This window comes from Streptomyces sichuanensis, assembly GCF_020328095.1.
Classification (GTDB): Bacteria; Actinomycetota; Actinomycetes; order Streptomycetales; family Streptomycetaceae; genus Streptomyces; species Streptomyces cinnamoneus.
The window spans coordinates 41646-54891 of sequence record NZ_JAIXMK010000013.1 but is presented as its reverse complement, the minus strand read 5'-3'; the positions used below and the strand labels follow the sequence as shown (position 1 = coordinate 54891).

The window sequence follows — 13246 nt, the reverse complement described above, 5'->3', positions numbered from 1 at the left end:
CCCACCGGCTCGGTGGTGAGGACTTCGACAGCGAGGTCGTGGCGGCCCTCGCGTTCCGGGAAGAGGGCTCAGAACTGCGGGTGGAGATAGAAGGTCTCGTTGACGGCGGGGGTGCCGTTGGGGTTGGTCTGGTAGGGCCACTGGATGACCCAGGTGCCGTCGCCGGTGCCGTTGCCGCGGATGTTGGCGAAGCGGCGGGTGCCGTTGTCGCGCAGCACGGTGAGGTTCGGGAAGCGCGGCTCGGGGTGTTCGAGCGTGAAGTTCTGGGTGTCGCGTGCGTAGCCGCCCGGCAGGGGCGCGCCGTCCCAGCTGTGGCAGTCCCAGATGTTCAGCCAGTCTCCGTCGCCGCTGGCCTGCCCCCGGTTGACGTCGAGGCACTTGCCGCTCTGGACGCCGACCAGCTTGTACAGCGGCTGTCCGGAGTCACCGTTGCGGCCGACCGTGCGAAGCGTCCAGCGCTGGTTGACGGCGCCGTTGGCGTGGTAGGTGATCACGTGGGTGCCGTTGGCGGTGTTGCCGCGGTAGACGTCGAGCAGGCGGTCGCTGTTGTCGGCGTGGATGGTGAATTGCCGTGGGCCGGCACCGGCCCGCAGGGCGCTGAAGCCGACGGGCCAGTGGTCGCTGCCGTAGTTGGGGTTGACCGTCGCCTGCCAGTTCTCGGTGTCGACGTTGGAGACCATGTAGTCCAGTTCGTTGCCGTTCTGCTGGGTGGCCTGGCCACCGTTGTAGATCAGTCCGTTGCCGGGCAGGTAGCGGTCGCCCTGCAGGTCGCCCGGGGCGCGGTTGTAGTCGCCGAGCACCGCCCAGTTGCCGACGTTCTGCTGGAAGGCGGTGTCGGAGACGCGGCGTACCAGGTAGGCGGCGTCGTTGGGCCTGCCGCCGTTGGAGGCGGCGTGGACGGAGGCGAACATGATGTTGTCGCCCGTGTTCGTCACGGCCAGCGCCGAGCGGTAGGCGCCACCGATCTCCTGCACGCGGTTGGGCACCCACGAGGTGACGATGCCCAGGTTCCGCGACTGCTGGCGCAGGATGTACAGGTAGCGGTAGGCGCCGCCGCCGATCGGCCAGAGATACGAGGTGATGTTGCCCGTCTGTCCGTCCTGGACGGCTCCGGCCGGCGGCCTGTTGGGCACTTCCTGGAGGGCCACCACGTCGAAGGTACGGGCCAGGGTGCGTACCCCGTCCCAGCGGGTGGTGCCGACCTGCATGTTCCAGGTGGCCATGCGGTGCGTGTCCGGTGGGGCGGCGGCCGCGGGGCCGCCGCCTGCGACCAGCAGGCCGAGGGCGAGCAGCCCGGCGGCGAGCAGCGCACCCAGTCGGCGTAACGCGTTCTCTGTCGTCCCTGAGGCGGACGTGGAGGTCCGGCTTCTGCGGGTGAATGTGAAAAACATGCCGGGCAGTGTTTCACTTAACTGAAAGTGATAGTAGGGGAGTTGAGAAAGTGATGCACTCTCTTCCGTCGCGCACCGCACGGCTGCCGCCGTGTCCCGGGCCGAGGACGATGACGCCGTGCAGAAAGCCTGATCGCGCCCCCCGGCAGCGTCCGCTCGTCACACGAAGGCGCTGTGCCCGGTGACGGCCTTGCCGACGATGAGGGTGTTCATCTCGCGGGAGCCCTCGAAGGAGTAGACGGCCTCGGCGTCCGCGAAGAACTTGGCGATCTCGTAGTCGAGGACGATGCCGTTTCCGCCGAAGAGTTCACGGGCCCAGGCGACGCATTCGCGCATGCGGGTGGTGGTGAACGCCTTGGCGAGCGCGGATTGTTCGGCGCTGCCCCGGCCCGCGGCGACCAGCTGGTTGAGACGGACGACCATGCCGAACATCGCGGTGACGTTGCCGAGCATCTTCACCAGGAGGTCCTGGATCAGCTGGAAGGAGCCGATGGGCCTGCCGAACTGCACGCGTGTGACGGCGTACTCACGGGCCAGTTCGTAGGCCCGCACCGCGATCCCCAGCGCCTGCCAGGCCACTCCGCCCCGCGTGTGCGCCAGGACGGCGGCCGTGTCGCGGAAGCCGTCGATGCGCTGCAGGCGGTTCGCCTCGGGAACCCGTACCCCGTCGAGGACGATGTCGGCGTTCTGCACGCTCCGCAGCGCGATCTTGCCCTCGATCTTCGTGGCGGTGAAACCGGGGGTGCCCTTCTCCACCACGAAGCCCTTGACGTTGCCGTCGGCGACGTCGCGCGCCCAGACCACGACGAGATCGGCGAAGGTGCCGTTCCCGATCCACCGCTTGGCACCGTCGAGGACCCAGCCGTCTCCCTCGCGACGGGCGGTCGTGCGCATGCCGCCCGCGACGTCGGAGCCGCCCTCGGGTTCGGTCAGGGCGAACGCGCCGATCTCGTCCATCGCGGCCATGCCCGGCAGCCAGCGCTCGCGCTGCTCCGGGCTTCCGCCGCCGTGGATGCTGCCCATCGCCAGACCGGTGTGGACCCCGGAGAACACCGCCAGCGACGGGTCGACGCGGTTGAGTTCCATGGTGAGGAAGCCGGAGAAGAGCTCACTGCGCGGGCGGCCGTCGCCGAATTCGGGGTAGGCGTATCCGGCCAGCCGGAGCCTGGACATCTTGCCGACCGCCGCGAAGGGGAATTCCGCCCGGTCCCAGGCGTCCTGCGCCAGAGGCTTGATCTCGCTTTCCAGGTAATCGCGAATGCTGGCCAGTTCGGCTCGTTCGGCATCGCCGAGGAGATCGGCGAAGCCGAAGAAATCGGGGCTGGCGTGGGCGGGCTGGGGCATCGATGACTCCTTCGTACGTATGCGTGAAAGGTTCAGCCGCGGTCTGCGCGTGCTGCGCGGCGCAGTGCGGCGGTCAGGGCGAGCTGTTTGCGGTCACGGAGCAGGGCACGTTCCCGGTACGCCTCGGGACCGTGTCCGTACGCGGCCTCGGTCTGTCGGACGACCGTGGCGACGGCGTCGTCGTCCAGCTCCGGGCGGCCCAGGCGCCGCCAGCCCTCCGCGAGGCCGGGGCCCAGGTGCCGCATCATGTGGCGGATGCCGCCGGGGCCACCGCCGAGGTGGAAGCTCTCGAAGGGGCCGACGGCCGCGTATCGGCCGCCCAGCGACGCCTTCATCACGGTGTCGAGCTCCCCGGCGTCGACCACCCCGCTGACGACGAGGTGGATCGCCTCCCGGAGCACCGCGCTCTGCAACCGGTTCGCCACGAAGCCGGGGACCTCCTTGCGCAGCCGCACGGGTGTCTTGCCCAGGGCCCGGTAGAAGGCGACGGCCGCCTCGACGACGTCCTCCGCGGTGCGCTCGCCCGGCACGATCTCCACGAGCGGCACGAGGTGCGGCGGGTTGAAGGGATGTGCGACCAGCAGCCGCGCGGCGACCCCGCCCGGCAGTACGGCGGCGATCCGGGAGGCGGCGAGCCCGGAGCTGGAGGTGGCCAGCACCGTGCCGGCCGGGGCGTGCCGGGCGACGTCGGCGAACAGACGCTGCTTGAACTCCAGGTCCTCCGGACCGTTCTCCTGGACGAGCCGCGCTCGGGCCACGGCCTCGGCCAGGTCGTGGGTGGAGCGGATCCGGCCGCGCAGTCCGGCCGCGTCGCTGCCGGGAAGTCCGGCGGCGAGCATCGGCAGCGCGTCGTCGACGGCGTCCTCCAGGTCCTCGCGCGGATCGGTGACGGTCACCTCGATTCCGTGCGAGGCGAACAGCGCGGCCCACGCGAGGCCGATGGTGCCGGCGCCGACGACGGTGACGGTCTTCCAGTCGGGGGTCATGACGCGTCCTCTTCGGTCAGGTAGTCGTGGACGGGAACGGCTTTGTCCAGCGTGAGATCCGTGACGATGTGGCTGGCGGAGACGATCTCGTGCACCGGAAGGTCCGCCAGCGGCGCCAGTACGTGCGCGAAGAGCTGCAGCCGCGCGGGGCCGGTGTGCGCCTCCTTGACCACGAGATCGGTGATCCGCGTGCGGACCAGCTCGCAGACGCGCGGGGTGCCGTCGTAACCGGGGACGACCTTGAGCATGTACGTGGGCACGGCGATCTGCTCGCGGGCGAGCTCCGGGTCGAGCGGCCGGTGCTTGTAGCCCATCGTCGCGGTGGCCACCCGCACGCTGCCGTAGTCCAGCGTCCCGACCAGCGCGGAGTGGTCGGTGAACAGGGCAGGCGTGCCCATCGCCTTCGGATAGGCGCTCACCTCGCGACCCGCGGCGGTGGCGGCGAAGCTGTCCAGGTACATCGCGTGCAGGTACTCGCCGCGCTCGTCCCCGAACCGCACCGGGATCGCCTGCCCCGCCTCGACGTACGGGCCGTAGCCCGTGACGTCCCTCATCCTCATCACCTCGAACCGCACCAGCGGCTCGTCGACCCGCAGCGGCTCGGGCACCACGGCCCGCAGTGCCTCGGGATCGGTGCGGTAGACGACGGTGAGGTACTCGCGATCGGTGAAACGGGCCGCTACGGGGGCGTACGCGGGCGCCGTGACCGGGGTGCTGAGGGTTGCCAGGACGCCTGCGCGGTTCATCGTCCGCTCCACTGCGGGGCGCGCTTCTCGGTGAAGGCACGCACTCCCTCGGCGAAGTCGGCCGAGCGCAGCAGTGCTCCGACCTCGGCGGCCTGTGCGGCGAACGCCTCCGGCTCCGGCACGCCGTCGGCCAGCCGGACTGTCCTCTTCACCGCGGCCAGGGCCAGCGGTGCGTTGGCCGCGATCTCCTCGGCGAGCTCCAGCGCGGCCGACAGCGCGCCGCCGTCCGGGGTGAGGCGATTGACGACGCCCAGCTCGCGGGCGCGGCCGGCGGTGACCGTACGGCCGGTCAGCAGCAGCTCCATCGCCAGGTGGTGGGGGACGCGCCGGGGCAGCCGTACGACTCCGCCGCCACCGGCGATCAGTCCCCGCCCGACCTCGGGGAGGGCGAAGCGGGCACCCTCGGCGGCGACCACCAGGTCGCAGGCCAGGGCCAGCTCGAAGCCCCCGCCCAGGGCGTGGCCCTCGACGGCCGCGATCAGCGGCTTGGTCGTCGGCGCCTCGACGAGTCCGGCGAAGCCCTTGCCGGCCACGGTCACCTGCTCGCCGCGGGCGGCGGCCTTGAGGTCCATGCCCGCGCAGAAGGTGCCGTCCGCGCCGGTGAGGATGCCCACCCGCAGCCCGGGCTCGGACTCCAGCCGGTCGACGGCGGCGGCGATGCCCAGAGCCACCCCGGCGTTCACGGCGTTGCGGGCCCGGGCCCGGTTGATGGTGACGACGAGGACGCCGCCGGCGGTCTCGGTGCGGACGTCGCTCATCGCCCCGCCTCACCGCGGTCGAGCTCGGCGAGCACTTCCTCCGTGTGCTGGCCGGGCAGCGGCGCGTGCCGGCGCACCGAGGCGGGCGTGGCGGAGAACGTCAGCGGTATGCCGACCACTCGGTACGCGCCCTCGCTGGGGTGCTCGGCGACGTCCAGCAGGTGCCCCTCGCGGACGTACGGGTCCTCGGGGGCGTCGTCGAGCCGCAGCACGGGGCCGACGGGGATGCTGTGCCTGGTGCAGACCTCCGTCCACTCCTCCGTGGTCAGCTGCGGCGTCACCGTCTCCAGCAGCTCGGCAAGGGCCTCCCCGTCCCGCGTCGCGTCGATGAACTCGCCGTTCACGCGCGGATCGTCGGCCAGGTCGGGACGGCCCGCGGCGGCGAACAGGTCGCGGAAGTTCTGCGGACCGTACGGGATGATCATGGCCAGGCCGTCCTTGGTCGGACGGGCCCGGTGCCCCTTGTTCATGGACAACGGGAAACCGGTCGGGCCCATCGGCGGCTCGAAGGTGCGGCCCTGCAGGTGCTCGACCAGGTTGAACGCCAGCAGCGTGTCCACCATGGGCACCTCCACCCGCTGCCCCCGGCCGGTGGCCCGCTGGTGGACGAGGGCGGCCAGCGCCGCGTAGACGATCGTCAGCGCGGCGACCTTGTCGGCGATGATGCTCGGCAGCACCACCGGCGCCCCCACGTCGCCCGCGCGCTGCGCGAGGTCCAGCAGCCCGGAGGCGGCCTGCACCGTCTCGTCGTACGCGGCCAGCCGGGCCCGGTCGGAATCCGGGCGGAACCCCTGGGCGTGGACGTGGACGAGACGGGGGTGGGCCGCGGCGATGCTGTCGTAATCCATGCCGAGGCGACGCAGGGCATCGATGCGCATGTTGGTGATCAGGATGTCGGCGGTGCCGATCAGCTCCAGTGCCCTGGCGCGTTCGTCCTCGTCCTTGAGGTTGAGCGTCACGCTGCGCTTGTTGCGGTTGACGTTGAGGTTCAGTGGGGTCATGCCGGGCGTGCGGTGCAGCGCGCCGACGCGAACGGTGTCGTTCGGCGATTCGAGCTTGATGACGTCGGCGCCGAGGTCGCCGAGGATCTGCGCGGCGTAGGGCCCCATGACGACGGTGGCCATGTCGATGACGCGCACTCCGGCGAGCGGGCCGGCAGAGGGGCCTGTTCCTGTTGCGGGTTCTGCGAATTCTGACGGTTCTGTGAGGTCTGCGGGTTCTGCTGATTCCATCAACACTCCACTACGGAGAACGGGTACGGGAAAGGGGGAATCCCGCACCTTCTGCGGGGCGTTCCCACGTCCTGGGAAAACGCTAGTCCGGTGAAGTGTTGGAACCCAAGCGATCAGTGACACCAAAGCGCGAAAAGCGGCGTGACCGCAGTGGTCACGCCGCTTTCTGGACGCCGGTTTCAGGAGGGCCCGGTGAACACGGCCCCGGCCTCCGTCACCAGTCCGTGCAGGTCGCCGTCCGGTTCGGCCCGGTCGCGGCGCCAGATCAACCCGGTCGCGAGGGCGGGGGAGAAGTCCCGGAAGGGCAGGACGACACTCGCCCCCCTTCCGCTGTCGCCGCTCTTCGCGCTGAGCAGGGTGATGGCGAATACCGAGCCGTTCGCCACGATTTCGCGGACGCTCGCATAATCCCCGATGTTGAGGGTGATTTCCTTTTGGATGCCCGCGGCTTTGAGGCGCACCCGCAACTGATCGAAATACGTCGGGAGCGTCCCGGGAGCCGACGTCACATAGGTGTGGTCGGTGAGCTCGCTCAGCGACACCGAGCTCCGCGAGCCGAATTCCGCCGCCGGCAGCAGTGCGCCCAGCGGCTCGTGCAGCAGTTCCAGCACCTCGATCCCTTCGGCGTGCACCGGCAGGTGCACCAGCGCCATGGCCAGGTCGCCGCGCTGCACCGCGTTCACCAGGTTCGCGCTGTTTCCGGGCCAGCGCTTGACGTCGAACCCCTCGGTGCAGCGCTCCTCGACCCGTTCCAGCCCTTCCCGCAGCCGCGGGTGCAGGGCCGGCACCACCCCCACGTACACCGTCTGCCGCTCGGGCCCCAGGGCCCGGCGCAACTGCCAGGGGATGTCGTCGAACCGGCCGAGGACGTCCTTCGCGACGGGCAGTAGCGCCGTGCCGGCGCCGGTCAGGGCCACGTGGTGCGAATCCCGGTCGAACAGCCGCTGGCCGAGCTCGCGTTCCAGGTCTCTTATTCGCTGACTCAACGGCGATGTGGCCATGTGCAGTTGACGTGCGGCCCGAGAGAAGCTGAGGTTTTCGGCGACCGCCACGAAGTAGCGCAGATGGAAGATATCCATCGCCGTACCCTAAGCGTCTCCTGCAACCCGATGTTCACCTGGTGCACGAGCGCGCGGACCCTCAAAGTCCGGGAGGGGAACGGCGCTTTGACTGCCTCTGGGGTGCGCTCGCAGGCTGCGAAGCCGGTGCAGAGTTAACGCCCCTTGGCCTTTTTCGCGGCGATGCCCCGGGCGAGGTCGAACGCGCTGACCGGGTCGCCCTTCTCGGCCCACGGCTCCGCGCCGCACCACGGGCCGATCAGCCGGAACTGCTCCAGCGCCCCGTCGTACCGGCCGGCCTTGCCCAGGTAGTACGCCAGGAGGTGCCGCAGCCTGGGCAGCCGCTCGTCGTCGCCGGGGACCTGGTGCAGGGAACGGGCGACGTCCTCCAGCAGGCGCTTGGTCCTGCGTGATGTGCGGAGGGCAGAGGTGCCGGAGCGCTCCGCGAGCTCGTCGAGGGCGTGCAGGTAGATACCGGCCAGAGGGCTTCCGGCGGGGGCGTGCCGCACGGCTTGCTCAGCGAACTCAAGCATCAGCTTGTTCGAGCCGTACCACTTGGCGCACCAGTACTGCAGGGCCTGCCAATGGCCCGCGTAGTGGTGGGGAGCCCGTGCGACAAGTTCTTGCCACAGGGGGCGGAAGTGCTGGGGCTGGTACCGGAGCCCGCGGGCGGCGGTGACCATGACGACCCACGGGCTGGGGTCGTGCGGCGCGAGCAGGGTGGCTGCCCGTGCGGCCCTCATGGAGTCGGGCAGCAGTTCGCGAAAGAGCCTCATCCGCTCGGCCGGGACCTTGTCGGCGTACTCGGTGCCGCGGATTCTCCAGGCGTGGTGGAGCAGCATCTGGGCGTGGAGAGTGGCGGCGGCGCAGCTCTCCGGTTGCGCGCGGCGCCAGTCGTCCAGCCATGCGTCGCCGTCGTCGGCGACCTGCTGCAGGAACTCCAGCCGGGACCACCGCTCGTCCCAGTCCTGGCCCGCAGCCTCCACGTACGCGGCGGCCGGCCGCCAGTCGCCCTCCCACGACGCGTCTGCGATGGCCTGTTTCTCCTTGTGCCGGTAGGCAGGCATCGGGGGACCGGCCCGGCGCGGGTCCAGCTGTTCGCGGGGGACGAGCCCGTACTCGGCCGGGACGAAGTGGTCGCGGGCCCAAGCCGCGAGGCGGGCAGGGGCCACGAAAGTCCAGCCGAGCCACGCGAAGAGTGCGGCCGTCAAGATGGCGAGAAATATTGTCACGACCGAGATCATCCATTTTGTGATCACGGAGTGCAAAACCATGGCCACTCATCGCGGTGAGGCTGTTGCGTGACGACCCGGCGAAGGGCCCGATCACGGTCAGTCGCCTGCTACCTGGCGCGAAGCACCACTGCGCTGCCGCTCGCGGTGCGGATGCAGAAGGCGAGGAGAGCGATGAGGGTGAGAGCCCCTGTCCAGGTGAGGCTTGCGACTACGGGCCGGAGCGGGATCGTGGGGGCAAGGCCGGCGGCGAGGCAGGTCTGCATGGAGCCGTACATCGGCAGCAAGGGGCCCAGGAACCCCTGCGGATCGGGGTTGACCAGGGGGCTTTGTGGCAGCAGGTCGAGGTTGCTGGTGACGAAGATGACGACCATGCCCTCGAGTTCACCGGGCAGGAAGAGCGCGAGGACGAGTCCGAGCGCGCCATAGACCAGGCACGCGGTGAACAGCCCGAGCCACAGGAACCCCGGGTGGCGGGGCGACCATACGGCCAGCGTCCATGCGGTGGTGTACAGGGCGACGAGCGCGGCGGCCGAGAGCAGTGCGGTCGCCTTGGCCAGCAGGAGCGGGGTGCGCGGGTAGCCGGCGGCGGTGAGCCGACGGTCGAAGGGTCCGGCCTGACGGGCGGCGCTGAAGGTGAGGAAGGCCATCAGGAGCATGACCACGCCGAGGCAACCGTGGACCATGCCCACGTGGTCCGTCGAGGCGGTGAGCGTCCGGCCGGTCGTGCGCAGCCGGAAGGTCAGCGAGGCGGGCGCGAAGATGTGCGGTGCGGCGAGGATCCACAGGGGGATCAGGACGGCCAGCAGGAGAGCGGCGAGTGTGTTCTTGGCGAGTTCGGCCAGGTTGTAGCGGGCCGCGACGCGGTAGGCCCTCACCCGTCGGCTCCCTCGGTCATGCCGGCCGCTCGGCGACCGAGCTGGACGACGGCGTCCAGACGGTCGGTGTCGTAGGCGAGGTGGGAGATGACGACGGTGGCGCGCCCGGCCGCGCGACGGGCGGCGGCGAGGTCCCAGAAGGCCAGGTAGGTCTGCCAGTCGAAGCCTTGGTAGGGCTCGTCGAGCAGCACCACGTCGGGATCGTCCATGAGGGTGAGGACGAGGCTGAGCTTCTGCCGTGTGCCGCCGCTGAGGACCTTGACGGGAACGTGGAGATGGTCGGCGAAGGCGAGCCGGTCGATCAGCTCGTGTGCACGGTCGAGGTGGGGGAGGCGGAAGGCTTCCTGGAACAGGCGGAGGTGCTGGAACGGTGTAAGGGCGTGGTTGAGAACGGGGTGCTGGGGACAGTGGCCGATCGTGCCGTGGACGGTCACGGTGCCTTTGTCCGGGCGCAGATCACCGCACAGGATGCGCAGGAGGGTGGTCTTGCCGGCGCCGTTCTCCCCGACGACGCCGACGGTGTCCCCGGCGCGGACGGTGAGGTCGACGCCGGCCAGGACGACGCGTTTGCCGAATGCCTTGTGGATGTCCCGCGCGCTGAGGGCGGTGCCGGTGGCCGTGGGCGGAGAGAGGGGCATGGGTCCTCGTAGGGGTGCGTGGTCGTTCAGACGCGTGTCGCCGTGGGGCGGGAGCCGCGGGGACGGGGCGTCATCACCATGGGCGGGGCCTGCAGCATCGTGCTGACCCGGGGCAGGACGGGGCCCGACGACGCGCCTTCCCCCTGAAGGGTCCAGTTCTGCAGGACCCGCGCGAGGACGACGACGATCTCGGTGAGCGCGAAGGTGTCTCCGGGGCACTTGCGGGAGCCGTTGCCGAACGGGATGTACGCCCCGCGCGGGCCGGGGGTGCCGTGCGCCCAGCGGGCGGGGTCGAACCGCTCGGGGTCCGGGAACAGGTGCGGCTGGTGGTGCAGCTGGTAGGGGCTGACGACCACGCCGGTGCCCGGTGGCAGGGTCCGCCCGGCCAGTTCGACGGGGGTGGCGACGGAGCGCGTGAGGAGCCAGCTCTGCGGGTACAGCCGCAGCGTCTCCAAGGCGACGTGCCGGGTGAGTTCCAGGCGTTGTACGGCCGATTCGTCCGGCGGATCGTCCCCGAGGACATCGTCGATCTCATGCTGGACGCGACGGGCGACGTCCGGGTGACGGTCGAGCAGGTGCAGGGCCCACACCATGGCGCTGGCGTGGCCCGGTGCCGTCGCCGCGGCGAAGATGTTGATGACGTTCTCACGCACCTCGTGATCGGTCATGGGATCCCCGGCGTCGTCGCGTGCCGCCAGCAGCATGGACAGGATGTCCGCGTGCTCCGCACTGGAGCGGCGGTAGGCGAGGATCACTTCGTCGACGACCTGCTTGTACCGGGCCAGCGCCCGGTGGAACCGGCGGGTGCGGCGGCGGAACAGCCACTGCGCTCCGAGTGCCGAGGTGAACGCCTCGCGGTGGATGCCTTTGATGATCGCCTGGAGACAGGCCTGGGTCTCGTCCCGGTAGTGCTCCGCGATCTCCGCGGCGAACATCACGCGCACGCCGGCCATCGTCGCCATGTCCGTCATCTCCCGCGTCACGTCGAACGGAACGCCGGGCCGCCAGGCACCGGTCATCGCGTCGACCATGGCGACCACGGGGGTGATGTACGCGGAGACGCGGGTGCGCTGGAACGCCGGCTGGACCAGGCGCCGTACCCGCTTGTGCACGGCGTTCGGGCAGGTGACGATCCCGTCCCCGAGGAGCGCGCGCACCTCGTCGTGGGCCGGGCCTCCCTTGTCGAACGTGCGGGATTTCCGCAGGACTTGGTCGACCAGCTCCGGGTGGCAGGCGAGATAGACGGACTGCCGCCCGAGTCGCACGCGTACGAGATCTCCCCGGGCCGGCAGGGAGCAGAGGAAGGGCAGCGGCGTTCTCCAGATGCGCAGTGCGTGTCCCAGTCCCGGCAACGCGCCGGGAGCGTGCGTGAATCGGAAGTCGGATCGTGTTCCGCTCATGGGGAATGGGCTCCTTGCGCACAGGCGGGGGGGCGGCATCGGATGTCCGGGAACGTGTCTAGTCAACGCGGCGCCGGAGCGGCTCTGTTCGGTGGGCTGCCGCACCGTCCGGGTGGGTCTTTGAGCCGTTCGGCTGAAGCCATACCAAGGGTGTTGACGGGCGAAGACCCCGGGGGAGTGAACCGGGAGCGGCCCGCGTTGCGGTAGCGCCGAGAGCGCACCACCATCGTGGCGCGGGTACCGGCCGTGTCGGCCCTCGGCCCTGACCGCAGTGCCGGCCCGCGGCCTCTGCAAGGAGCTCATCTTGACCGACGCCACCGCGGTGGAGGAACGCCCGCTCGCGGCCAGCGAGGCGGCCTTCGTCTCGTTCGGTACGCCGATCCACTTCAGCCAGCGGCTGTACGGCCGGCTCGACCTCGATGCTCTGGCGTCCGCGGTCGAGGACCTGCTCGTCCTGCACCCCGTGCTGTCCGCGCGGATCGTGGCCTCGGATCAGGGGCATGTCCTGCGGCTGGACCCCTCGGTGCCCGGTCCGCGTCTGGGTGTGGCCGACGGTGGCGACGAGGCCGGGTCGCCCTACGCGCCGGACACGCCGTTGTTCAGAGTCGTGGTGACCGAGGAGGCGGAGGACCGCCACCGGTTGGCGCTGTCGGTCCACCACGCCATCAGCGACGGTGTCAGTGCGCTGACGCTGCTGCACACCCTGTGGCGCAGCTACAGCGCACGCGTCGCCGGCCGTGCGCCTGTGCTGCCGCCCCGTACCGCCGGGTTGCCCCGTCCCGTCGAGGAGCACTTCCGTGCCCGCTTCTCCGCGGAGGAACTGCACGACTTCCTGAGGAACCGCTCGGCGAAGATCCGGGATCTCGTCCCTGCGTGCATTCCCGCCTGCGCGGCCGGCCGCAGCACGGGAGCGCAGGCCGGCGTCCACAGGAGGCGGGTGCCGCTGTCCGCCGGGTCCGTAGATCAGCTGACGTGCGCGGCCAAGGCGGCACGCATGAGCCTGCACGCGCTGGCCTGCGGCATCGCACTGTGCGCCGTCCACTCGCAGACGCCTTTCCCGGACGGCACCGTCCCCATGACGTGCCTGTCCGCTCTGGATCTCCGGCGGCGGTTCAGGCCGCCCATGTCCATGCACGAGATGGTGCTGGCCGCCACGGCCTCGCAAGCCGTGGTCGAGGTGGGGCCCGACTGCCATCCGCTGGGCATCGGGCGCCGCGTACTGGAGCAACTGCGCGAAGCGGTCCTGAACAACACGGTGCAGAAGGCCATCGCCGCGACCGCCGAGCTGATGGACGAAGTGGCGCACGCTCCGATCAGTGTGCTGGTGAGCGATCTGACGACGAAGACCCCGCCGCTCCAGCTTCCCCCGGACCTGAGTTCCGGCCCCATCGACGGGTGCGCCCTTCCTCCCGGCCCCCTGCCTTCGGTCTTTCTCACCGGCAGCCAGGACGACACCGCGGGCCTCGACATCACCCTGGTCATGGCCGCGGACTGGTTCACCGCGCGGCAGGCCGACGACCTGGCCGAGGCCATCGAAGGGGCTGTCCACCGCGCACTGCGCGAGTAGGCGCGGTGGACAGCGG

At 70.5% G+C, this 13246-nt stretch carries 12 protein-coding genes; 1 reads left to right on the top strand and 11 read right to left on the bottom strand.

Annotated features, from left to right (window positions below):
* Positions 1-68 precede the first annotated feature (68 nt).
* From LE181_RS06735 to LE181_RS06685, 11 genes are all read right to left on the bottom strand, one after another.
* Positions 69-1391, bottom strand: coding sequence for an RICIN domain-containing protein (locus LE181_RS06735; protein ID WP_225660233.1), 1323 nt, complete (start codon positions 1389-1391; stop codon positions 69-71).
* A 159-nt stretch (positions 1392-1550) separates the two neighbouring features.
* Positions 1551-2735 (bottom strand): acyl-CoA dehydrogenase family protein, encoded by a 1185-nt coding sequence (locus LE181_RS06730; RefSeq protein WP_225660232.1) that lies wholly within the window; start codon positions 2733-2735, stop codon positions 1551-1553.
* A 32-nt stretch (positions 2736-2767) separates the two neighbouring features.
* Positions 2768-3721, bottom strand: a complete 954-nt coding sequence (locus LE181_RS06725; RefSeq protein WP_225660231.1) for a 3-hydroxyacyl-CoA dehydrogenase NAD-binding domain-containing protein — start codon at positions 3719-3721, stop codon at positions 2768-2770.
* Positions 3718-4467, bottom strand: a complete 750-nt coding sequence (locus tag LE181_RS06720) for an acetoacetate decarboxylase (protein WP_225660230.1) — start codon at positions 4465-4467, stop codon at positions 3718-3720. The genes LE181_RS06725 and LE181_RS06720 overlap by 4 nt, the downstream gene beginning before the upstream one ends.
* Positions 4464-5225, bottom strand: a complete 762-nt coding sequence (locus tag LE181_RS06715) for a crotonase/enoyl-CoA hydratase family protein (protein ID WP_225660229.1) — start codon at positions 5223-5225, stop codon at positions 4464-4466. Before LE181_RS06715 ends, LE181_RS06720 begins: the two co-directional genes overlap by 4 nt.
* Positions 5222-6364, bottom strand: coding sequence for a CaiB/BaiF CoA transferase family protein (locus tag LE181_RS06710; RefSeq protein ID WP_308103087.1), 1143 nt, complete (start codon positions 6362-6364; stop codon positions 5222-5224). The genes LE181_RS06715 and LE181_RS06710 overlap by 4 nt, the downstream gene beginning before the upstream one ends.
* Before the next feature lie 272 nt (positions 6365-6636).
* Positions 6637-7536 (bottom strand): LysR family transcriptional regulator, encoded by a 900-nt coding sequence (locus LE181_RS06705; RefSeq protein ID WP_225660227.1) that lies wholly within the window; start codon positions 7534-7536, stop codon positions 6637-6639.
* A 134-nt stretch (positions 7537-7670) separates the two neighbouring features.
* Positions 7671-8726 (bottom strand): hypothetical protein, encoded by a 1056-nt coding sequence (locus LE181_RS06700; protein WP_225660226.1) that lies wholly within the window; start codon positions 8724-8726, stop codon positions 7671-7673.
* A gap of 131 nt (positions 8727-8857) precedes the next feature.
* Positions 8858-9625 carry a hypothetical protein gene (locus LE181_RS06695; RefSeq protein WP_225660225.1) on the bottom strand — a complete coding sequence of 256 codons (768 nt, stop codon included), beginning with the start codon at positions 9623-9625 and terminating at the stop codon, positions 8858-8860.
* Positions 9622-10263 carry an ATP-binding cassette domain-containing protein gene (locus LE181_RS06690; RefSeq protein WP_225660224.1) on the bottom strand — a complete coding sequence of 214 codons (642 nt, stop codon included), beginning with the start codon at positions 10261-10263 and terminating at the stop codon, positions 9622-9624. Before LE181_RS06690 ends, LE181_RS06695 begins: the two co-directional genes overlap by 4 nt.
* A 26-nt stretch (positions 10264-10289) precedes the next feature.
* Positions 10290-11663, bottom strand: coding sequence for a cytochrome P450 (locus LE181_RS06685; RefSeq protein ID WP_225660223.1), 1374 nt, complete (start codon positions 11661-11663; stop codon positions 10290-10292).
* 304 nt (positions 11664-11967) lie between these two features.
* Here LE181_RS06685 and LE181_RS06680 point away from each other — a divergent pair, with 304 nt between their 5' ends.
* Positions 11968-13230 (top strand): phthiocerol/phthiodiolone dimycocerosyl transferase family protein, encoded by a 1263-nt coding sequence (locus tag LE181_RS06680; RefSeq protein WP_225660222.1) that lies wholly within the window; start codon positions 11968-11970, stop codon positions 13228-13230.
* The last annotated feature ends 16 nt before the right edge of the window (positions 13231-13246 follow it).

Coding starts and splice junctions, on each gene's coding strand:
- LE181_RS06735 (WP_225660233.1), bottom strand. CDS start 1,391: ATGTTTTTCACATTCACCCGCAGAAGCCGGACCTCCACGTCCGCCTCA.
- LE181_RS06730 (WP_225660232.1), bottom strand. CDS start 2,735: ATGCCCCAGCCCGCCCACGCCAGCCCCGATTTCTTCGGCTTCGCCGAT.
- LE181_RS06725 (WP_225660231.1), bottom strand. CDS start 3,721: ATGACCCCCGACTGGAAGACCGTCACCGTCGTCGGCGCCGGCACCATC.
- LE181_RS06720 (WP_225660230.1), bottom strand. CDS start 4,467: ATGAACCGCGCAGGCGTCCTGGCAACCCTCAGCACCCCGGTCACGGCG.
- LE181_RS06715 (WP_225660229.1), bottom strand. CDS start 5,225: ATGAGCGACGTCCGCACCGAGACCGCCGGCGGCGTCCTCGTCGTCACC.
- LE181_RS06705 (WP_225660227.1), bottom strand. CDS start 7,536: ATGGATATCTTCCATCTGCGCTACTTCGTGGCGGTCGCCGAAAACCTC.
- LE181_RS06690 (WP_225660224.1), bottom strand. CDS start 10,263: ATGCCCCTCTCTCCGCCCACGGCCACCGGCACCGCCCTCAGCGCGCGG.
- LE181_RS06685 (WP_225660223.1), bottom strand. CDS start 11,663: ATGAGCGGAACACGATCCGACTTCCGATTCACGCACGCTCCCGGCGCG.